Origin of the sequence: Mucilaginibacter pedocola, from assembly GCF_002013915.1 — a bacterium.
Lineage (GTDB): Bacteria > Bacteroidota > Bacteroidia > Sphingobacteriales > Sphingobacteriaceae > Mucilaginibacter > Mucilaginibacter pedocola.
Window position 1 is genome coordinate 282,284 of record NZ_MBTF01000038.1, and the last position, 20,597, is coordinate 302,880.

Annotated in this window: 19 protein-coding genes; 12 read left to right on the forward strand and 7 right to left on the reverse strand. The window is 44.9% G+C overall.

Features of this window, described 5'->3' with window-relative positions; genetic code table 11:
• Positions 1 to 144: 144 nt before the first annotated feature.
• On the reverse strand, positions 145 to 2,124 hold the full coding sequence (locus tag BC343_RS28910) for a S9 family peptidase (RefSeq protein WP_078351291.1): 1,980 nt from the start codon (positions 2,122 to 2,124) through the stop codon (positions 145 to 147).
• A gap of 222 nt (positions 2,125 to 2,346) precedes the next feature.
• The gene (gene pyrF / locus BC343_RS28915; RefSeq protein WP_202909890.1) at positions 2,347 to 3,177 is read right to left on the reverse strand and encodes an orotidine-5'-phosphate decarboxylase; all 831 of its coding nucleotides are present in this window, start codon (positions 3,175 to 3,177) and stop codon (positions 2,347 to 2,349) included.
• Between the two features lie 249 nt (positions 3,178 to 3,426).
• Between pyrF and rho the strand changes: the two genes are divergently transcribed.
• From rho to purS, 3 genes are all read left to right on the forward strand, one after another.
• On the forward strand, positions 3,427 to 5,052 hold the full coding sequence (gene rho / locus BC343_RS28920; protein WP_078351292.1) for a transcription termination factor Rho: 1,626 nt from the start codon (positions 3,427 to 3,429) through the stop codon (positions 5,050 to 5,052).
• 90 nt (positions 5,053 to 5,142) lie between these two features.
• On the forward strand, positions 5,143 to 5,877 hold the full coding sequence (gene pssA, locus BC343_RS28925; RefSeq protein ID WP_202909885.1) for a CDP-diacylglycerol--serine O-phosphatidyltransferase: 735 nt from the start codon (positions 5,143 to 5,145) through the stop codon (positions 5,875 to 5,877).
• Positions 5,878 to 5,916: 39 nt separating this feature from the next.
• Positions 5,917 to 6,174 (forward strand): phosphoribosylformylglycinamidine synthase subunit PurS, encoded by a 258-nt coding sequence (purS, locus tag BC343_RS28930; protein ID WP_078351294.1) that lies wholly within the window; start codon positions 5,917 to 5,919, stop codon positions 6,172 to 6,174.
• A gap of 99 nt (positions 6,175 to 6,273) precedes the next feature.
• On the opposite strand, the gene BC343_RS28935 is transcribed toward purS, so the two are convergent.
• The 3 genes from BC343_RS28935 to folK all read right to left on the reverse strand — a co-directional run bounded on the left by BC343_RS28935 (position 6,274) and on the right by folK (position 7,689).
• Entirely contained in the window at positions 6,274 to 6,702 is a 429-nt protein-coding gene (locus BC343_RS28935) for a VOC family protein (protein ID WP_078351295.1), read from the reverse strand.
• Between the two features lie 111 nt (positions 6,703 to 6,813).
• Positions 6,814 to 7,185, reverse strand: a complete 372-nt coding sequence (locus BC343_RS28940) for an Hpt domain-containing protein (protein ID WP_078351296.1) — start codon at positions 7,183 to 7,185, stop codon at positions 6,814 to 6,816.
• Positions 7,186 to 7,203: 18 nt separating this feature from the next.
• A complete protein-coding gene (folK, locus tag BC343_RS28945; protein ID WP_078351297.1) occupies positions 7,204 to 7,689 on the reverse strand; it encodes a 2-amino-4-hydroxy-6-hydroxymethyldihydropteridine diphosphokinase in 486 nt (161 codons plus the stop codon).
• 91 nt (positions 7,690 to 7,780) lie between these two features.
• Here folK and sppA point away from each other — a divergent pair, with 91 nt between their 5' ends.
• From sppA to BC343_RS28980, 7 genes are all read left to right on the forward strand, one after another.
• Positions 7,781 to 9,583, forward strand: coding sequence for a signal peptide peptidase SppA (gene sppA / locus BC343_RS28950; RefSeq protein ID WP_078351298.1), 1,803 nt, complete (start codon positions 7,781 to 7,783; stop codon positions 9,581 to 9,583).
• A gap of 333 nt (positions 9,584 to 9,916) precedes the next feature.
• Positions 9,917 to 11,593: a DNA polymerase/3'-5' exonuclease PolX gene (locus tag BC343_RS28955; protein WP_078351299.1), complete on the forward strand. Its 1,677-nt coding sequence runs from the start codon at positions 9,917 to 9,919 to the stop codon at positions 11,591 to 11,593.
• 199 nt (positions 11,594 to 11,792) lie between these two features.
• Positions 11,793 to 12,296, forward strand: a complete 504-nt coding sequence (rfaE2, locus tag BC343_RS28960; protein ID WP_078351300.1) for a D-glycero-beta-D-manno-heptose 1-phosphate adenylyltransferase — start codon at positions 11,793 to 11,795, stop codon at positions 12,294 to 12,296.
• Between the two features lie 17 nt (positions 12,297 to 12,313).
• Positions 12,314 to 13,279, forward strand: a complete 966-nt coding sequence (locus BC343_RS28965; RefSeq protein WP_078351301.1) for a glycosyltransferase family 9 protein — start codon at positions 12,314 to 12,316, stop codon at positions 13,277 to 13,279.
• A 69-nt stretch (positions 13,280 to 13,348) separates the two neighbouring features.
• Positions 13,349 to 13,942: a porin family protein gene (locus BC343_RS28970; RefSeq protein ID WP_078351302.1), complete on the forward strand. Its 594-nt coding sequence runs from the start codon at positions 13,349 to 13,351 to the stop codon at positions 13,940 to 13,942.
• 82 nt (positions 13,943 to 14,024) lie between these two features.
• Complete coding sequence (locus BC343_RS28975) at positions 14,025 to 14,642, forward strand: outer membrane beta-barrel protein (RefSeq protein ID WP_078351303.1); 618 nt, start codon at positions 14,025 to 14,027, stop codon at positions 14,640 to 14,642.
• 319 nt (positions 14,643 to 14,961) lie between these two features.
• A complete protein-coding gene (locus tag BC343_RS28980; protein WP_078351304.1) occupies positions 14,962 to 15,438 on the forward strand; it encodes a SixA phosphatase family protein in 477 nt (158 codons plus the stop codon).
• Here the strand turns inward: BC343_RS28980 and dprA are convergent.
• Positions 15,435 to 16,535 (reverse strand): DNA-processing protein DprA, encoded by a 1,101-nt coding sequence (gene dprA, locus BC343_RS28985; RefSeq protein ID WP_078351305.1) that lies wholly within the window; start codon positions 16,533 to 16,535, stop codon positions 15,435 to 15,437. The genes BC343_RS28980 and dprA overlap by 4 nt on opposite strands.
• 271 nt (positions 16,536 to 16,806) lie before the next feature.
• The gene (locus BC343_RS28990) at positions 16,807 to 17,781 is read right to left on the reverse strand and encodes a hypothetical protein (RefSeq protein WP_078351306.1); all 975 of its coding nucleotides are present in this window, start codon (positions 17,779 to 17,781) and stop codon (positions 16,807 to 16,809) included.
• 186 nt (positions 17,782 to 17,967) lie between these two features.
• On the opposite strand from BC343_RS28990, the gene BC343_RS28995 reads away from it, so the two are divergent.
• Together BC343_RS28995 and BC343_RS29000 are read left to right on the forward strand one after the other, a co-directional pair.
• Positions 17,968 to 18,345 carry a BlaI/MecI/CopY family transcriptional regulator gene (locus tag BC343_RS28995; RefSeq protein WP_078351307.1) on the forward strand — a complete coding sequence of 126 codons (378 nt, stop codon included), beginning with the start codon at positions 17,968 to 17,970 and terminating at the stop codon, positions 18,343 to 18,345.
• Positions 18,342 to 20,594, forward strand: a complete 2,253-nt coding sequence (locus tag BC343_RS29000) for a M56 family metallopeptidase (protein WP_078351308.1) — start codon at positions 18,342 to 18,344, stop codon at positions 20,592 to 20,594. Before BC343_RS28995 ends, BC343_RS29000 begins: the two co-directional genes overlap by 4 nt.
• Positions 20,595 to 20,597: the final 3 nt, after the last annotated feature.

Here is a 20,597-nt window from a genome sequence, read left to right on the forward strand (position 1 = left end):
CACGAACGCTACCTGACATGTGGGGTACCGAAATAAATTCGGCATGACGTTTTGTAGAGGTTCGCTACCATGCAAAACCCTCTGCGAAACTCCGCGTAACCTCTGTGTTCTCTGTGGTTAAATAGCCACAACAACACCTAACCTCTACTTTTTCAAATACTTATCATACCATTTAATATACCGATCTACCCTATCTACCTGGTAGCTGGGTATGCTGATACCATGGTTTTGGTTAGGGTATAGTATCAGTTCGGTATCTACACCCTGCGATTTTAGCGCCTGGTACATCTGTTCGCTGCCGGCAGTTGGCACGTTAAAATCCTTCAAACCCGACATGAACAGCACCGGAGTTTTTATCCTGTCGGCATGCAGGAAGGGGTACGATATTTTGTTGTAAACATCTATATTCTTCCAGGGTTGGCCCAGTTCGTTATCATATTGCAGGATGTACTGGTCGATGCCGTAATTGGCTATTTGCAAGGCACTCCCCGCGCCACTGGCCGCTGCTTTAAAGCGGGTATCGCTGGCTATCAAAAAGTCCGTAGTGATACCGCCATAGCTCCATCCGCCTACGCCAAGCCTGTCGGGGTCGGCTATACCTTCTTTCACCAGGTAGTCAACTGCGCCATGCAGATCTATTACTTCTTTGTTGCCCCAGTCGGCAGCTATTACTTTAGTATATTCAATCCCCCTGCCCGAGCTGCCGCGATAGTTAACCGCCGCAACAGCGTAACCGGCACTGGCCAATACCTGGCAGGTACCATCCCAGCTGTAATCGTCCTGCCCTACCGGTCCGCCGTGTACAAACAGAATGAATGGCATCTTCTTTTTACTTGTGCTATCCGGGCGGTACAACACGCCCGATACTTTGGTACCATCGCTACTGGTAGAAGTGAAGCCTGTAACCTGCGCCAACGTAACCTTGCTCAACCACTCCTGCTGATGAAAAGTTAAGCGGCGAAGTTTACCACTTTCTAAAGCATAAACTTCAAAAGGCGTGTATGGGTCGCTCAGGCTTATTACCCAATTGCCAGCACTTTGGGCGGCAATATCGTTCAGGTTTACTTTGCCGCGGGTGGCTTTCACAATGTCGATCTTTTTGGTGGCAAGTGTGTAAGTAGCCGCGTAACGCTCGCGGTCGTCATCTACTAAAAAAGCAATGCTTTTGCCGTCTTTGCTCCAGGCGGGGCTATCAGCCGGGCGGTCTATTTCTTTGGTCAGCATTTTATTATTGCTGCCATCGGCATTCATCAGGCATAATATGTTCTCATCGTACATATTGTACCCTTCGCTGTCCTGGCGCAGGTAGGCAATTTGCTTGCCATCCGGGCTCCACTGTGGGTTTACATCGTGCCCTTTCCAGGTAGTTAATTGTTTTACAGCACCCTTTGCTTTTGCCTCAACTACAAAAATATCGGTATTCTCGCTGCGGTCGGGGTCGGCATCGTGGTTGCTTACAAACACAATGCTTTTACCATCCGGGCTCCACGATGGCGAGCGCTCATCAAAATTACCGGTGGTTACGGTATCTAACTTTTTGCTCCCAATATTGAATATATACAAATGGTTATGGTCGTGCTCTAAGTAGCCCTGGTAATCCTGCTTAAAATGATAACGGTCTACCACTATTGGCTTTGGCGTTTTTGGCGCTTCCTTGCCTTTGTTTTCGGGGTCGCCAATTACCATCACTATTTTGCTGCCATCGGGGCTCCATTCATAGTCCCCCAGGTCGCCTTTTATATCAGTTAGCTTTTGAGCTTCGCCACCGCGGCGGTCCAACAACCAAAGCTGCGAGCCATTCTTCGATTCGCGGCCCGATAAAAAAGATAAATACTTACCATCCGGGCTCCAGCGTGCCGTAGATGCCGCCTGTTCGCCATGGGTGAGTTGAATAGATGTTTTGCCATCCCAACTCTGCATCCACAGGTGCGATACGCGCTTATCTTTTGCCGTATCAACCGTAGAAACGCCATAAGCTACCCATTTACCGTCGGGCGAAACCTCCGGATCGCTTATGCTGGGTATCTTATAAAAGTCTGTCGGTTGAAATGGGTTTTTATCGTTTTGCGCGAAAACGGAGGTTGCCAGCGAGGCGGTAAAAAGCAGCGTAAAGTGTATTTTCATATTACAGCAATTGTTGAGGCTGTAATTTAGGGAATTGAGGTTAGAGATTTGAGGTTAAAGGTTAGTTTTTTTAATGAATTTCACGCAAAGGCGCAGAGGCGCAAAGAAAAAAACATGTAGAGACGCGATACTTCGCGTCTCCTATGTGCAGTATCGCGTCTCTACGGCGGCTGTGCAATGAAAGGCTACCTAACTAACCTCTATTCAACAAACCTCTAAACGCTATATTATCCCCGCCTTCTCCAATTCAACCTGCATCTGCTGTTGCAGGCTAAGCGCTTCGGCACGGGCGGCTTCGGCAAAATCTTCACCATTACTTGCGTATATGATGGAGCGCGATGCGTTTACAATAAGGCCGCAATCTTTAGTGATACCGTATTTGCACACTTCCTCTAAGCTTCCGCCTTGTGCGCCAACGCCGGGTACCAGCAAGAAGCTGTCGGGTGCGTATTGGCGTATATTGGTAAACTCAGTGCTTTTGGTAGCGCCAACCACAAACATCAACCTATCGGCACCGGCCCATGTATTGGCTTTTTTTATCACGTTTTCGTACAGGTAACCGTCGCCGGTATCTAAGTACTGGAAATCTTTACTCCCTACCGATGAGGTGAGTGCCAAAATGATGATCCATTTGCCTTCATATTTCAGGTACGGTGTAACGCTATCGTTACCCATATATGGGGTTACAGTTATGGCATCAAAGCCCATCCCGCTTTGCTCTTCATTGAAAAAGGCTTTGGCGTAGTTATCAGAGGTATTGCCTATGTCGCCGCGCTTGGCATCTATAATGCTTAAGCATTCCTTCGGCAAGTATTCGTAGGTAGAGATGAGGCTTTGCAGGCCTTTCAGTCCGCGGCTTTCGTAAAAGGCGGCGTTGGGTTTGTAAGCGATGCAGAGGTCCTTAGTAGCGTCGATTATCCTTTTATTAAATTCGAATGCCGGGTCGGGGTATTCTTTCAGGAAATCGGGAATTTTATCTACATCTGTATCTAATCCTACACATAAAAAACTCTTCTTCTGTTTGATCTGATCTATTAATTGCTGGCGCGATATCATGCAGGATAATTTATTTGATGCCAAAAATCCAAAAAAATAAGCGAACCACGTTATTTTTTTATTAAATTTGCATTTCAAGAATATTTCATTAAAATTGCATCGTTATCCCCTGCATTTTCTTGCACACAAGAAACAATTTTTATCCCACGTCGTTATTTCTGATACTTACCTGGCTTAAATATTGCATACGCAGGGTCACACAACAATCTTTCATCTTAAAAATCCTTTTGAACTATAATTCATATCATGTCTGATACCATAGAATTGAACGACAAACTCGTTTCGGAGTTGCGCGATATTGCTAAAGCTTTGGGTATTGCAAACGCAGACGAGCTGCGTAAAGCCCCCCTTATTACTGCCATAGTTGAACAACAGCAATTAATAGAAGCCGCCCGGCTGCAACAAAGCACAGTAGAAAACAATTACGCCCCTAAAACTTCTGACGCCGATGCACCTGCAGAAGCCGGCGACAAACCACGCAAAAGGACCCGTGTTGTAAAAGGCAAAGCCGATACAAAACCACAAGTACCTTTAACTGATACCAACTTATTTGACCAGGTTGAAGACGAGCAATCTCAAGAAGATGCTGCCCCGGCCCCTGTAGTAGCTGAAGCCGAAGAAGTGCAAGCCGGCCAGCCGGAACCCGCCCCTACCGAAAACCGCCCGCAAAAATTTGAGCGCCGCGAAAAAAACAACGGTAATGGCAATGGCAACCAGCAGCAACAAAAAGCACAGGAAGTTGCTATAAACCTTGATTTTGATAACGTTATTGTAAACGAAGGCGTATTGGAAATTATGCCCGATGGCTATGGCTTCCTTCGCTCGTCAGACTATAACTACTTAACATCTCCGGATGATATATATGTATCGCAATCGCAGATAAAGCTGTTCGGCCTAAAAACCGGCGATACCGTACGTGGCAGCATTCGCCCGCCAAAAGAGGGCGAGAAATACTTCCCGCTGGTGCGTGTAGAGGCCATTAACGGCCGTATACCTGCCGAAGTGCGCGACCGTGTTCCTTTCGATCACCTTACCCCGCTTTTCCCTTCAGAGAAATTGAGCCTATTCACTGATCCGGGTAATTACTCTACCCGTATAATGGACCTGTTCTCGCCTATTGGTAAAGGCCAGCGTGGTTTAATTGTAGCGCAGCCAAAAACAGGTAAAACCATGTTATTGAAGGATGTGGCCAACGCTATTGCCAAAAACCACCCGGAAGTATACCTGATCATCCTGCTGATTGATGAGCGCCCTGAGGAGGTAACTGATATGGCCCGCAGCGTACGCGCCGAGGTAGTATCATCAACCTTTGATGAGCCGGCCGAGCGCCACGTAAAAATTGCCAACATTGTATTGGAGAAAGCAAAACGCATGGTAGAGTGCGGCCACGATGTGGTTATCCTGCTCGATTCGATCACCCGTTTGGCACGTGCTTATAACACTGTTGCGCCTGCATCGGGTAAAATATTATCGGGTGGTGTGGACGCTAACGCACTGCACAAACCAAAACGCTTTTTTGGTGCGGCACGTAACATTGAGGATGGTGGCTCGCTTACCATCATAGCAACGGCCCTTACCGAAACCGGCTCTAAAATGGATGAGGTTATCTTTGAAGAGTTTAAAGGTACCGGTAACATGGAGCTTCAGTTGGATCGTAAACTATCAAACAAACGTATATTCCCGGCTATTGATATCACTGCATCGAGCACCCGCCGCGACGACTTGCTGCTCGACCGCGAAACGCTTCAACGCATCTGGATACTACGCAACCACCTTGCCGATATGAATTCGCAGGAGAGTATGGAGTTTTTACAGGCACAAATCAGAGGTACAAAAACCAACGAAGAGTTCCTCATCTCCATGAATTCATAATATTTTTATAGTTATGCAGTTATTATTTAGCACAAGCTTAATAGATAACTGCATACTTTTGGTAAAATTATTGATACCTTCATACCCGATATGAGGAGGCGAGTAAAAAAACATCTTCCGAACGCAATTACCTGCGCTAACCTGTTTAGCGGCTGTGTGGGCATTGTGTTCGCATTTCAGGATAACCTGGTGGTAGCGTCGTACGCTATTTTCCTGGCGGCGATATTCGATTTTTTTGATGGCTTTGCCTCAAGGGTGCTCAACTCGGTATCGTGTATAGGCCGCGATTTGGATTCGCTGGCGGATATGGTAAGCTTTGGCTTTTTGCCGGCAGCCATTATGTACGAATTGCTGCTACAGGCACCACAAACAGGCATCAGCACCTGGCTCAACTTTATAGCCTTTATGATACCTGTATTCTCGGCATTAAGATTGGCTAAGTTTAACACCGATACCCGCCAGGCCGAGAGCTTTATAGGGCTGCCTACCCCGGCAAATGCTATCCTGATAGCTTCGTTTCCGCTTATACTACAGCAATACGATGGCTTAGACCGTGTGATACTTAATCCCTACGGACTAATCAGCTTTATTATTGTAATGTGTATATTGTTAGTGGCCGAAATACCGCTGATGTCGCTCAAATTCAAGAACACCGATTTCAATAAAAACTTTTACCGTTATTTATTGCTGCTGTTTTCGGCAATACTCATTCTATTTTTTAAATTTGCGGCAGTTCCGGTGGTTATAGTAATGTATATCACCCTATCGTTAATTCAATTAAAATTTGCCGACGATACCATCATCAGCAGTTCGCACAGAAAATAAGTTGCGGGTAGTATCTTCTAAAACACATTCACAAATACGATGAAAAAATTCCTGGCCGAAATTGATGTAATGCCGAAAAAAGAAATTCTTGACCCGCAAGGTAAAGCCGTAACCGGCAGCATGAAGAACTTAGGCTTAGCCGAAATTCAGAACGTACGCATTGGCAAACACGTTTCGCTTGAAATTGAGGCAGAGAGCACTGAAGCCGCCAGCGAAAAAGTTGACCAGGCCTGCAAAAGCCTGTTAGCTAACCTTATTATGGAAAGCTACACCTTTAAACTGGAAGAAGTAGCTTAATAAGTCCGAAAGTCGGAAGACCGAGAAGTCGGAAAGACATTTATAAAACAGGAAAGGCAGCCATTTTGGCTGCCTTTTTATGTTTTTGGCTATTGCCTGTTATAAAGCAGAGTCAAACTCTATTATCCATTCTATACCGTATTTATCCCTGAACATGCCGGCATAAGTACCCCATGGGCTATCGCCAATAGGGCCTTCTACCTCACCACCTGCCGATAATCCGTTAAAAATCTCTTCCGCTTCTTCCCGGCTTTCGGCACCTACATATATTTTAGAGCGGTTTTCGTTCTCGCTTACCTGCCCCATAAAACTCGGCACATCATTGGCTATCAGCATATTGTTTTTGCCAAGCGGCAGGCTTATGTACATTATTTTTTCTGCCTCATCTTCGGGTATCTGAAACTCCGGGCCAGCTAAGTCTTTAAAACGGGTTATCTTGGTAAACTCGCCACCAAAAACCGACTTGTAAAAAGTGAATGCTTCTTCGGCATTGCCATTGAAATTTATCCACGGGTTAATTGCTCTCATAATGTTCTATTTTTAGTTTGTTTTATTGGGTAATAAAAAGCCTTAAATAAAAAACCGCCCCATAATTTAACTAATGAGACGGTTTCTAAAATCTTTAAGCTTTCCGCTTAATTACAAATTAGCTTCCTTCTCTATTTTTATGCGGTTAAGCTCAATCAGGTTCCTGTTTACTACTTGTGTAATTGCATTAAACTTTTCAATGATCTCGGCAGGGTTTTCGCCGCCGTGTTTGCAGGCTATCTCCACTTCTTGTATAGTGGCCTGGCTCCAGGGCATACCAAAAAAGCCAAGGTTGGGTTTTAATTTATGTGCCGTTTGGCCCGCAAGCGCCCAATCCTGCGCGTTAATTGCCGTGGCTATGCCGCCAAGCAGTTGAGGCGTTTGGTCTAAAAACATGGCAATCGAGTCAACAATAAAGTCTTCGCTGCCATCAGCTATTTCGTATAAAAAACTAAGATCGAGGTCTTCTGCAGGAATATCCATTATAAAGGTTTATATAGTTCAAATGTATAATTTTTTTACTATCAAGCTATCTTTCAGCTCGTTTTTAAGCGTTAAAATATTTTCATTTAACAGTGGGTGCACAAAAGCGGGCGCAATTTCGGCCAGCGGCTCCAGCGTAAAACGCCTGTTTTGTAGCTGTGGGTGCGGCACTACAAGCCCCTCCTCTTCTATCACTTCGCTACCGTAAAACAAAATATCAATATCAATGGTGCGCGCGCCCCACTTTACCTCGCGCTTACGGCCCATTTGCGCCTCGATATCCAATATGGTAGTTAGCACCTGCCGCGCGGGCATATTGGTTTGCAGCATTACCACCTGGTTAAGGTAATCGGGCTCATCTGTTTTACCCCACGATTGGGTTTCGTAAATAGATGATACTTGCTGTACCGGGGCTATCTGCTTTTCAATACTTTCGATGGCTTGCTGCAAAAACATTTGCCTGTTGCCAAGGTTTGTACCCAGTAGTAAAAAAACGGTTATCATGTTGTAACAAATATCGTATAAGCCGCTCTTAATAAAAATAAACCGAGCCCTATTTAGTAAATTTGTGTATAAAAACGATCTGTAATACTTAATGAAACAATTTTTCAAATTTGTACTGGCCTCGTTTGTTGGCTTTATCCTTTCGGGTATATTCCTGTTGGTAGTATTCGCTTTGTTGGTTGGGGTTATTATCAGCTCTGCCGGATCGGACAACGGACCAGCGGTGGATTCTAACTCTATCCTTTATATGAAGATAGACTACCCCATTACCGAGCGTACTGCCGTAAAGCCATTCCGCGGACTAAGCTTTTTAGGGTTAGATGAAGATAAATCGGTTGGACTGAACGACCTTTTGGCCGGCATCAGGAAAGCAAAAACCGATAGCCACATTAAAGGCATCTTTTTAGATGAAAGCTACATGATGCAGGGCCAGGCCACTACCGAAGAGCTGCGTAATGCATTGATAGACTTTAAAAAGTCGGGCAAATTTATTGTGGCCTACTCCGAAATTTATACTCAGGGCTTTTACTACCTGGCTTCGGTAGCCGATAAAATATACATCAACCCAAAGGGCATCATCGAGTTTAAGGGTTTTAGTTCGGATGTTACCTTCCTGAAAGGTGCATTGGATAAATTGGGTATAGAAGCGCAGATCATTAAAGTGGGTACTTACAAAAGCGCTGTGGAACCTTACTTTTTAACCAAAATGAGCGATGCCAACCGCGAGCAGGTTACATCGTACTTAGGGTCGATGTATGATCATTTCTTAACGGGCATTAGCGCAAGCCGCCATATCAATAAAGATTCGTTATTCAATTATGCCAATAACGGGTTGATACAAGAACCCGAAGATGCTTTAAAATATAAACTGATTGACGGGCTGAAATATAAAGACGAAATATTGAGCGACCTGAAAGGCCGTACCGATGTAAAAGAAAAAGACAACCTGAAAAGCGTTGAAGTGGCCGATTATATAAAAAGCGCTTCCGACGATGAGGACAGCACCGATAAGGATGCCGAGAAAAATTCAAGTTCGAAAAACCGCATAGCCGTAATTTATGCCACCGGCGAAATTAGCGGAGGCGACGGCGACGATAACAGCATTGGCTCCGAAAGAATATCAAGAGCTATCCGCAAGGCCCGTACAGACGATAAGGTAAAGGCCGTTGTGTTACGCGTAAACTCACCGGGCGGTAGCTCGATGGCATCTGATGTGATATGGCGCGAGGTATCGCTCACCAAAAAGGTGAAGCCTATTATTGTATCTATGGGCGATGTTGCAGCATCGGGCGGGTACTATATTGCCTGCGCGGCAGATAGCATTTATGCCGAACCCAATACCATTACCGGCTCGATAGGTATTTTTGCCGTATTGCCGAACATGCAGAAGTTTTTTAACGACAAACTGGGCATTACTTTCGATGGCGTAAAAACAGGCAAGTATGCCGATTTGGGCGATGTGAGCCGCCCGCTTACCCCAGAAGAACGCGCATTGCTGCAAAAAAGCATAAACCGCGGATACGATACCTTCACCAAAGCTGTTGCCGATGGCCGCAAAAAAACGCAGGCATACATCAACTCGATAGGCCAGGGCCGCGTGTGGACAGGCGAACAAGCCTTAAAGAATGGCCTGGTAGATAAGCTGGGCAACATGAGCGATGCTATTGAATCGGCCGCTAAAAAAGCGGGGATAAAAGAATACCGATTGGTAAACTACCCCGAGCAAAAAAGCCCGTTCAGCAAGTTGAGCCAGGGACTATCTGCCGAGGTTAAAGCACACTTTATAAAAGCCGAATTGGGCGAAAACTACAAATACTACGAGCAGATAAAAGGCGTAACACAGCTAATGCGTACCCCCCAAGCCCGCCTGCCCTACACCGTAGAGATAAAATAATTTTGTGTTTACATATTTTGATTAGAACGGAAGCCACTTGAAAGGGTGGCTTTTCTTATTTAATACGAATTACTCTTACGCTGATTTGAGTGAACACGAATTTTCTCGAAAAGGACGAATTACACAAATCGTTTATCAAAAATCTACAGCATATTAATGCAGCTAAAAATTCGCTTAATTAGAGAAAATTCGTGTTCACTCAATTTTAGGTTTGCAAGCACTGCGTAAAACTCCGCGCACGCTGCGGTTAAAAAAACACTCTTTAAATAATGTTGTTCAATAATAAAAGGCATTTTTGCCCCCGCCTTTTGTATTTTTACCGCAAACCAATTTATGGAAAACAAGCCCATTTCCCGTACGCTTCGCCTGCTTTCGCAATTGATGGAATTGCACGATGTTAACCCCTTCAAAACGAAATCGGTAGCTAACGCGGCCTTCAAAGTTGATAAACTCCCCTTCCCTCTTGCCGGTAAAACCGTTGCCGAACTGGAAAAAATAGATGGCATTGGCAAAAGCCTCGCCGCCAAAATTGCCGAACTGCTGGAAACCGGCACCATGGCCGAACTACAGGAAATGCTGGATAAAACACCCGAAGGCATTGTAGAGATGATGCACATTAAAGGCATCGGCGCTAAGAAAGTGGGCATTATTTGGAAAGAGCTCGGCATAGAGAACATTGGTGAACTTTACTATGCCTGCAACGAGAACCGTCTGATAGAAGCCAAAGGTTTCGGCTTGAAAACACAGGAAGATATCCGCAAGGTTATCGAGTTCAGGATGGCGGGGAATGGCAAATTCCTATACGCACAGATAGAGGAAGAAGCCAAACTGCTGATGGACGAGATAAAGGGTATTTTCCCCGATGCGCTTAAGCATTTTGCCGGCGAGTTCCGCCGTATGAATGATATTATTACCGAATTGGTTATCGTTATAGGCAGCATAAACCAGCAGATAGCTTTTGATTCGTTGGCCAACTCGCAAATACTGCAAAACGTTGCCCTGAATGGCGACCATATTAGCGGCGAACTAAAAAACGGGCTGCTGGTAGATATTATATGTGTGCAAAAAGCCGATTACTATAATCAATTGTTTATCCACACCGGCGACGAAGCGCATGTGGATGCTGTGATGAAACGTATCAGCAATAGTGTGGACCTGCCATCGAGCGAGGAATTAATATACGAAAAAGCCAACCTGAGCTGGATCCCCCCTGAACTACGCGAAGGCGAAATGTTTATACAACGCGCTAATAATAACCAGTTGCCAACCCTTATTACCTACCACGACTTAAAGGGCACCCTGCACAACCACAGCACCTGGAGCGACGGCGTAAACACCATTGAAGAAATGGCCCTATACTGCCGCGACGATCTAAAACTGCAATACCTGGGTATGTGCGACCACAGCAAAAGCGCCGTGTATGCCAAAGGCTTAAGCATCGAGCGCGTGCTGCAGCAACACGAGGAGATAGATGCGCTGAACAAAAAACTGGAGAATTTCCACATATTTAAAGGCATAGAATCGGACATATTGGGCGATGGTTCACTGGATTACCCCGACGAGATACTGCAGCGCTTTGACTTCATTGTAGCCTCGGTACACTCCAACCTTAAAATGGCGGAAGATAAAGCTACCGCCCGGTTGATAAAAGCTATCGAAAACCCTTACACCACTATACTTGGCCACCCAACCGGCAGGTTGTTGCTCAGCCGCCGTGGGTACGACATCGACCATAAAAAGGTGATAGATGCCTGTGCCGCCAATAACGTGGTGATAGAAATAAACGCCAACCCGCTCCGCCTCGACCTGGATTGGCGCTGGCACCAATACGCACTGGAAAAAGGCGTAATGCTATCCATTAACCCCGATGCCCACCGCAACAGCGGCTTTTTAGATATGGAATACGGCGTAAATGTTGCCCGCAAGGGTGGCTTAAGTAAAGATATGTGCCTGAATGCGCTATCTTTGGAAGAGATAACCACGGTTTTTGAAAAGAAGAAACCGAAGTGATACACCATAGCGATGGGTTTCAAACCCATCGCTACAGAACGAAGCCAAACTCCCTCCCTTGGGAGGGGTGTGAGGGCTTTGTGAAGTGGCGGGGAGGGGTTTCGCCGCTATGCATAACGTATAAACCCCTCCCTGCATTTACGCGCGGGCAGCCGCACCCCTCCCCAAGGAGGTAATTAGAAGAAATACAACGTTCCCCATGCGCAACAACCTCGAGCAAACGCTTTTAGAAAAAATAACCGATACGCCTACCCTCACGGCCCGCATACAGGCATGGAAGGCGGAGGGCAAAAAAATTGTGTTCACCAATGGCGTGTTCGATCTGTTGCATTTGGGGCACATCACCTATATGGCAAAAGCTGCCGAACTGGGCGATAAACTGGTGATCGGACTAAATGCTGATGCATCGGTAAAGCGCCTGAAGGGTGAAAGCCGCCCCGTGAACGACCAAAACAACCGTGCTGCGCTGCTGGCCGCTCTGTTTTTTGTGGATGGGATTGTACTTTTTGAAGAAGATACCCCGCGCGATTTGATTGTTACCCTAATGCCCGATATACTGGTAAAAGGTGCAGATTACACCGTAGAAAATATTGCCGGCGCCAAAGAAGTATTAGCCAACGGCGGCGAAGTAAAAACCATTACGCTGGTAGAGGGCTACTCATCAACCTCTATCATCAACAAAATACGCGCGCAAACCACTTAACAGAGTATCTTTACCGCATGAAGATATTGGTTATCCGCTTCAGCTCGATGGGTGATATTATATATACTACCCCTGTGGTGCGCTGCCTGAAACAGCAGGTACCCAATGCCGAAGTGCATTTTTTAACCAAGCCGGCCTTCCAATATATTTACAATAATAACCCCTATCTTGATAAGCTGCTGCTGCTGAAGCCCACACTGGCCGAAACCATTGCCGATATAAAGGCCGAACAATACGACTATATTGTTGACCTGCACAACAACTTGCGCACCGCCATCATCAAACTGCGCACGGGCATTAAGTCTTCCACCTATAAAAAGCACATAGTGCGCAAATGGCTCAGCCTTAAACTGCGTAAACAACTGGTGCCAACAACGCATTTGGTAGAACGATACCTGGAAGCGGCCGCGCCATTAGGCGTGAAAAACGATGGTAAACCTATTGATTACCATGTGGGCGAACATCGGTTAGAAAAGCTATTACCCGCCAGCCATCAGCAGGGCTTTGTGGCTTTTGTTATCGGTGCTACGCATTTTACCAAACGCCTGCCCAACTATAAGATCGTCAACATCTGCCGCGATTTGAATCTGCCGGTGGTGCTTTTAGGCGGTAAAGATGTACAGGCCAACGGCAACGAAGTTGCCACAGCACTCGGCAAAAAAGTGTATAATGCCTGCGGGATAACCTCGCTGGACGAATCGGTCTTCCTGGTATCCAAAGCCCAAAGCATAATTGGCTTCGATACCGGGCTTACCCATATTGCCGAGGCTTTCGATAGGCCCATTGTATCTGTTTGGGGAGGCACGGTGCCCGAATTGTTGGGTGTACAGCCCTACATGGTGAAGGATGTTTTGGTCGCCGGCACCGATATCAGCTGCCGCCCCTGCTCTAAATTCGGTTTAGAAAAATGCCCGCTCGGGCATTTTAAATGCATGAACGATATGCCCGAAGCACCTATCACATCGTTTGTGAACGCCCGCTAAAAATAATCTGTGAAGTAATTAATCTTTTATTACTTAGTTTTGTCCAACAATAAATCTTACTCACATATTATGAAAAAAGTACTACTTTCCTTAGCGTTAGTGGCCGTAGCAGCAACATCGGCCTTCGCACAAATTCCTCAGATCGGCATTAAAGGCGGTGTAAACATTGCCAAACTTAACGCTTCAGCCGGCAACATCTCAGCATCGACTGAATCGGTAACTTCGTTTTCAGCCGGCGCTTTTGTTGATTTTAAACTTGGCGCAGTTTCACTACAACCGGGTTTATACTATACAGGCAAAGGTGGCAGCGACGGCAATGGCAACACCATCCGTTTAAATTACCTGCAGGTGCCGGTAAATTTTGTTTACCATGCTCCGATAGTTGTAGGCGACATTTTCTTTGGTGCCGGACCTTACGCGGCTTATGGCTTATCTGCTAAAGGAAAAGATGCCTCGGGTGTAACCATAGACGGCACTTTTGGAGATGGCCCAGACGATGTAAAAAGAACCGACTTAGGTTTAAATGGCATTGCGGGCATCCATCTGAAAACAGGCCTTTTACTGGGTATTAATTACGACCTTGGATTATCAAACATTACCAACGATAGTTCAATTTCAACAAGGAACCGTGTTTTAGGATTTTCGATAGGTTACACATTCTAAGAAAACACTTAAACAACAAAAGGGGGAGCTTCATCGTTCCTCTTTTTGTTTTATCTAAATTTTACCTTAACCAATATCACACATGAAAAAACTATTACTTTCTTTGGCATTTGCCACTTTATCATTTTGCGCATTTGCTCAGGTACCTACTGCGGGCTTAAAAGGCGGTTTAAACTTTGCACAAATTTCCGGTAGCGATGGCTCCGGCGGCACTTCTACATCGGGCACCTTAACATCCTTTTCGGTTGGCGCGTTCCTGGAGTTTGCCGGCGATGGCGTAGCTATACAGCCCGGATTGTTTTACACCGGCAAAGGCTCTAAAAGCAAGACAAACTCCGGTATTTCCAGTTCGCTTAATTTGCGTTATCTGCAATTGCCTGTAAATTTTGTAATTAATGTACCGGCCGGTTTTGGCAAACTATATATTGGCGCAGGCCCCTACGCAGCTTACGGGTTATCGGGCAAGGTAGAAAGCTCTAATAACGGCGGTACTCCATCAACTACCAATTTAAGCTTTGGCCAATACAGCGGCCAGCTAAAAAGAATGGACTATGGCGCACAGGGCATTGCCGGCTTGCGCTTTAACACGGGTTTTTTAATCGGCGTAAATTACGATTTGGGCTTAGCAAACATTGTAAATAATGCAAGTGTAAAAAGTAAAAACCGGGTGTTGGGTGTGAGTGTTGGCGTTACATTCTGAGTTTAAGGAGTATCTCTTCTTAAAAAATCAATAAGAAATTACCCAATTTAACCACAGAGAGAAAACGCGGAGGTTCACAGAGAGATTTGCAAATTGGTGAAAGAGGGAGAAAATTCAATTTAACTTCACGCAAAGACGCCAAGGCGCAAAGTTTTTTGATCTTTTTCTTTGCGGGCTTAGTGCCTTTACGTGATAAAATATACACATTACAAGCTCTGCGAACCTCTGCGCATATCTCTGCGAACTCTGTGGTTAAATAAAGCCAAACATAAAACAGGTTCAGTTTTTGTTTGTCTTATCCCTATACTTGTAAACCTATATGAAAAAGCTCCTGCTAATACGCCATGCCAAAGCCACACAAGAAAGCGGCTATACCGATTTTGAACGCCCCTTAACCGATAAAGGCGTAAAAGGAGCCGAAGCCATGGCGCAGCACTTGCTGGAAAAAGGCATTATACCACAAGCGTTTGTTACCAGCCCGGCTTTACGCACGCATACTACCGCCAATATTTTTACTGATACGCTGAAGCTGAACGAATCCACTATCATTAAAGATATATATGAGGCAGGCGAAAGTACCCTGCTCCGCGTGATAAGCGAACTGCCGGCCGATCAGGATTTCATAGCCCTTGTAGGCCATAACCCGGCCGTTGCGCAAGTGTTGTATACCCTAAGCAGTGCCCTAAAAGAAGTGCCGCCGGGAACAGTAGCACTTATAGAATTTGACCTGGATAGCTGGCAGGAGATCTACGAAGATTCGGGCAAACTCACCTACTACGATAACCCCAAGCTTTAATTAACGGCATAAGTTTTACCCGGCAACGAGCGGATAAAGCCCTGTAACTCCATATCCAGCAGTGCCATAGCTAACTGACTAACGGGCATATTTGCTTTAACGCTAAGGTCATCAATAGCTAAGGGCGATTTATTTTCGCGAATGATATCGTAAATGGCACGCTCGCCGGTTGATAGGTCGATAGGGAGCATCAGTTGCTCGGGCGCGGGTTTCATATCGCTATTCTTTTCCCAGCCGAGGCTGTAGGCCAGGTCGGCAACGCAGGTGAGCAGTTGAGCTTTGTTATTGCGTATCAAAAAGTTACACCCTTCCGAGTACTCATCCCCCAGCCTGCCGGGGAACGCAAACACATCGCGGTTATAGCTGTTGGCAATTTCGGCAGTGATGAGTGCGCCGCCTTTTAGTGCTGCCTCTACCACAATGGTTGCATCGGCCATGCCGGCCACAATACGGTTGCGCTGCGGGAAGTTCTCGCGGTCGGGCAACGTTCCCGATGGGTATTCGGTTAACAAGCCGCCATTCTCCAGCATCTTTTCGGCAGTGCCACGGTTTTGGGAAGGGTAAAGCCTATCGTGCCCGTGACCCAAAACACCAACCGTAGGTACACCTGCACGCAAACATTCTTTATGCGCGGCCACATCAATACCCAAAGCAAGGCCGCTTACTATTAATATATTGTATTCCTGCAGTTCGTCAACCAGTTGCCGGCACAGTTGTTTGCCATAATCGGTGGCGTTGCGGGTGCCTACTATATTAATAACACGCAGCATATTGAGGTTAGCGTTACCGCGCGAATACAATAATAGTGGCGAATCGTGACAGCTTTTTAACCGTTTTGGGTAGCGTGCATCGGTATAGAAAAGCACATCAATATTATTCTTCTCTATAAAATCTAACTCTTTTTCGGCGCGACGAAGAGCCTCGTCAAAGTCGGCACCTTCTACCCGCTTCTCCCCTATGCCCCGTGCGCGGGTGAGCGATGATTTAGATAAACGGAATATCTGCTCGGCATCGCCAAACTGGCTGAGCATCGATTTGGCCAGCACAGGCCCTATCTGTTTTACAAAGGTTAAAGCTATCTGATGATGTAACGACATAGTTTTGGTTGCCCTAATGTAGGAAAAATCCTAATATTTTTAGCAAAATTGATTTTTATTTCACGCAAAGGCGCAAAGACGTAGAGTTTTTGAAAGCATACACTCCCCGATTCGCCTTATTGATCGTACCACGTCCCACTAAACTTAGCTATTTATCATACTATTCTTTCATTGCGTCTTCGCGCCTTTGCGTGCAAAACTTACTACCAACACATTTCATCAATAATTATTTTGGAAACAGCATACAATCTTACACTTTATGAAAAATGAATTATTTTACGACCCTATTAAGATTGTAAGTAGAAGTAAAAACTCCGTTGAGTTTAATCTTTATATTAAACTTATAAGATTTTATTTGATGAGATACAAGATTTTGATATTTTATTATGCCGGATGTCCAAAAATACCCATCCCCCAATATTTTGTTTATATTTTCTTGGGTAACGATTTTTGAGGTCTGATCTATGAAAACTATTGCGTTGCCTTTAACAATATAGTCCCCCGCCAAAGATTTTTCATTATTGGATTTTATGGTTTTTATACCCGCATCCGTTACCCTAATCGCAGAATAAAAATCTGTGTTCAAAATTTTAACTGGGTAATTGCCAAGGTTTGCGAGCGTGTATTTTATGTAATACGGCTTACCTATAATTGCACTGTCTATTCTAACTTCTGTAAGCTGAAGATAAGGCTCATTTGCAATTTTAAATTGGTTTTGCGTTTCTTGAAGTGCCCGTATTTGAGCATCTATCCCTTTTTTTTGTTTATTAACAAAATCTGTATCTCTTTTCAATTTTGCGGCATCCGCAATATCAGATTGTATTTTATTAAGGCTATCCCTGATATAAACTCTTTCATTATTGGAACTGTCGGCAAGGAAGGTTTTATTAGCTACTTCAATAGACCGCCTGGTCAACACGCCCTGCCATATCGAAATACCTGCCAATATTATTGTAAGTAAGAAAAGCCCAGCGTTTAAGTAATTAGCATTGTTAGAAATTTTATTTGCGGTAGTTGCTATTTTATTTGCCTCAATCTGTAAACTATTGTCATCGGGAGCATTAACCACATTTACTTTTATATCGTTCCCTTGATGTTCAGTGGGAGTGCGATTAGTATACTCATCTTCTACTTGGTTAGCACCGGTATTCACCGTTAAATTAATAATAGGAGCACTTTTTCTCTTCTTAGGTGCTGTACGACCCGGAACTTGACCGTCATCATTCGGATTGTGATTTCTTGGCATTTAGGTAATGTTTCTATAAAGATAATTCTTACAAATTTAGGTACAAACAACTTTTCTCTACGCGTCTTTGCGGGCAAAAACCCACCACAAACCCATTCATCAATAAATATTTTTCAAAAACTACAAAAATAGTTTGCAAACTATAAAAATAGTTCTACCTTAGCCTAACTATAAAAATAGTTTGCTATGCAGATAAAAGAATTAACCAAAGCCGAAGAACAGATAATGCAGATACTGTGGCAGTTGAACGAAGCCATTGTGAAGGATATCATCGAAAAAATTCCCGAGCCGAAACCCGCTTATAATACGGTTTCAACCGTGGTGCGTGTGCTGGAAGGCAAAGGATTTATAGACCATAAAGCCTACGGCAACTCACATGTATACTTCCCCCTCGTGAGCGAAGACGAGTACAAAAAATTCACATTCGATAAGCTGATGAAAAACTACTTCAGCGATTCGTATAAAAGCCTGGTATCGTTCATTGCCGATGAGAAGAACCTGGGACTAAAAGAACTGGATGAACTAACCGAATTACTAAACAACCTCAAAAACAAAAAACAATGAACTGGCTGCACTACCTTGTTGAAGCAAATATTTACCTGGGAGTATTTTATTTGTGCTATTGCCTGTTTTTAAATAACGAAACCCACTACCTGCTGGGCCGCGGTTACCTGTTGTTTAGCTGCATAATATCATTCGTTTTGCCCGTAACGCAGCTTAGCGTATTAAGGCCCGTTGAAGAAATTGAGATAGAACCGGTGCTTTACCCCGCACAAATACCTGCCCCGCTGGTGCCTAAAATAACTATTGCCGAGCCGGTTAAGCAAATTACCGCCGCCGACATACTATTCTACGCCTATATAATAGGTGCAGTTATTACCCTGGTGGTATTCGCTTTCCGCCTTTACCGCCTCTCGTTACTGATGCGTAAAAGCCATGCTTTATATGGCGATAAGTATAAACTGGTACAGCTTAACGGAGATAGTACGGCATTCTCGTTCTTTAATTACCTGTTCATTGGCACTAATGTGCCTCAGCCCGATACCATTATAGCGCACGAACTGGTGCACATTCGCCAAAAGCACTCGGCAGACATTGTTTTTGTAGAGCTAATAAAGGTAGCCTGCTGGTTCAACCCCTTAATATACTTGTTGCAACGCAGCCTGCGCACCATACACGAGTACATTGCCGACGAGCAGACCGCTGCGCGAGAGCAAGACGCGCTTGCCTATTCTTCCTTCCTGCTGCATAATGCCTACGGGTTGCAGGGCTCCCCTATTGCACATTCTTTTTTCAATTATAACCTTTTAAAAAAACGGATCATTATGTTAAACCAACAACGGTCGGGTAAGTTAGCAAGGCTAAAGTACCTGGCAGCAGTGCCCCTGTGCGCAGGGATGCTGTGCGCATCAACCCTGGTGTTCAGTAAAGATTATGCGTTCATTGATCTTTCGCCGGCCAAAAAAGCCTCGGAAGCAATGGCGGCCAACACTATTAAGTATTTCAAAATAGTGGATAAAGCGAACAACATCACTACCTATGCCGACAATTTATCCTTTACCCATAAAGGAACCAATAAAACCTATTTGGCTAAAAGCACCACCGCTGCAGATATTGCCTATATCGAAAAAACGGTGAAGCTTACCGTTGAGGTGATAGATGTTGACAGCAAAACGTTACTACCGATATCTGCCGCAAAAGCCGATACCGCGTTCGCTATGCGCCCGCCTGTAAAATTTGGCAAAGGCTATACCTTGCAGGAGAATGATTACCTTATAGATAAAAAAACACCATACATCACCGTAACTATAAAGGAAAGTGGTGCCGAAAAGATCTACAACAGCACTGATGCTACCTCTGCAGAGCGCAAAATGCTAAAGGATAAATACGGATTTGAGTTTAAAAAAGACGAAATGATGGCATTTTGGAAAATGACTCGCCAATCTGACAAAGCCTTTAGCACTAACCCTAAATTACCGCCGCCGCCGCCACCTGTTGCTCAAAAAAACGGCTATAGCGAGCTTGCAGAATGGGTATCGCAAAAGGTAAAGTATCCAAAAGACGCCGTTGAACAAAAGCTCAGCGCCTCGCTTGTGGCAGCATTTACTTTGAGTGCTAATGGCCGTATCAGCGATGTTACGGTAACCGGCAGCGATGACAAACGTTTTACCGATGCCGTTAAGGAAGGCATTGCTAAGTTCCCAAATGTTATAAAAGCCGAACCGGGCAAAAAGAAAATGGCCGTAACTTTGTTTGTGCTTGGCGATAAAGTACCTGCTATAGCAAGCTCTCTAAAAAACAGCCCTGAATTTATTGGCGAAACCGGCGTAGTTGGTATAACTGCCGAACAAAGGAAAGAAATGAACCGCAAACTTCCTCCTCCGCCGCCGCCTGCTATAGCACCTAAACCGGCAAAAGTTGGTGTTACATCGCCAAAAAGTAAAATAGCTCCGCCTGTTGTTATGGCAGATGCGGGCCCAAAAATTGCCGAGATAAGAATAGACCCGCCAACGGTAGTGGCAGATGCAAAACCAAAATTGGCTGAAGTTAGGATAGACGCAGCACCCGCAGCAGCACCAAAACTTAAATTGGCCCCGGTAAAAGAAGAAATTGTTATTGAGGAACCTGCTGCTGCACCCTCCCCAAAACAGCTAATTAACGTAAAACCGAAACCGGTAAAAACCAAAGAAGTTAAGCTTTCGAAACCGGCTTTGGCCCCTAAAGTGCAGGAAATTGAGATAGTGCCTGTAAAGGAAAAACCGGTAGAAATTAAAATTGAACCGATAAAAGCAGACCCTAAAAAAAATATGTAGAGC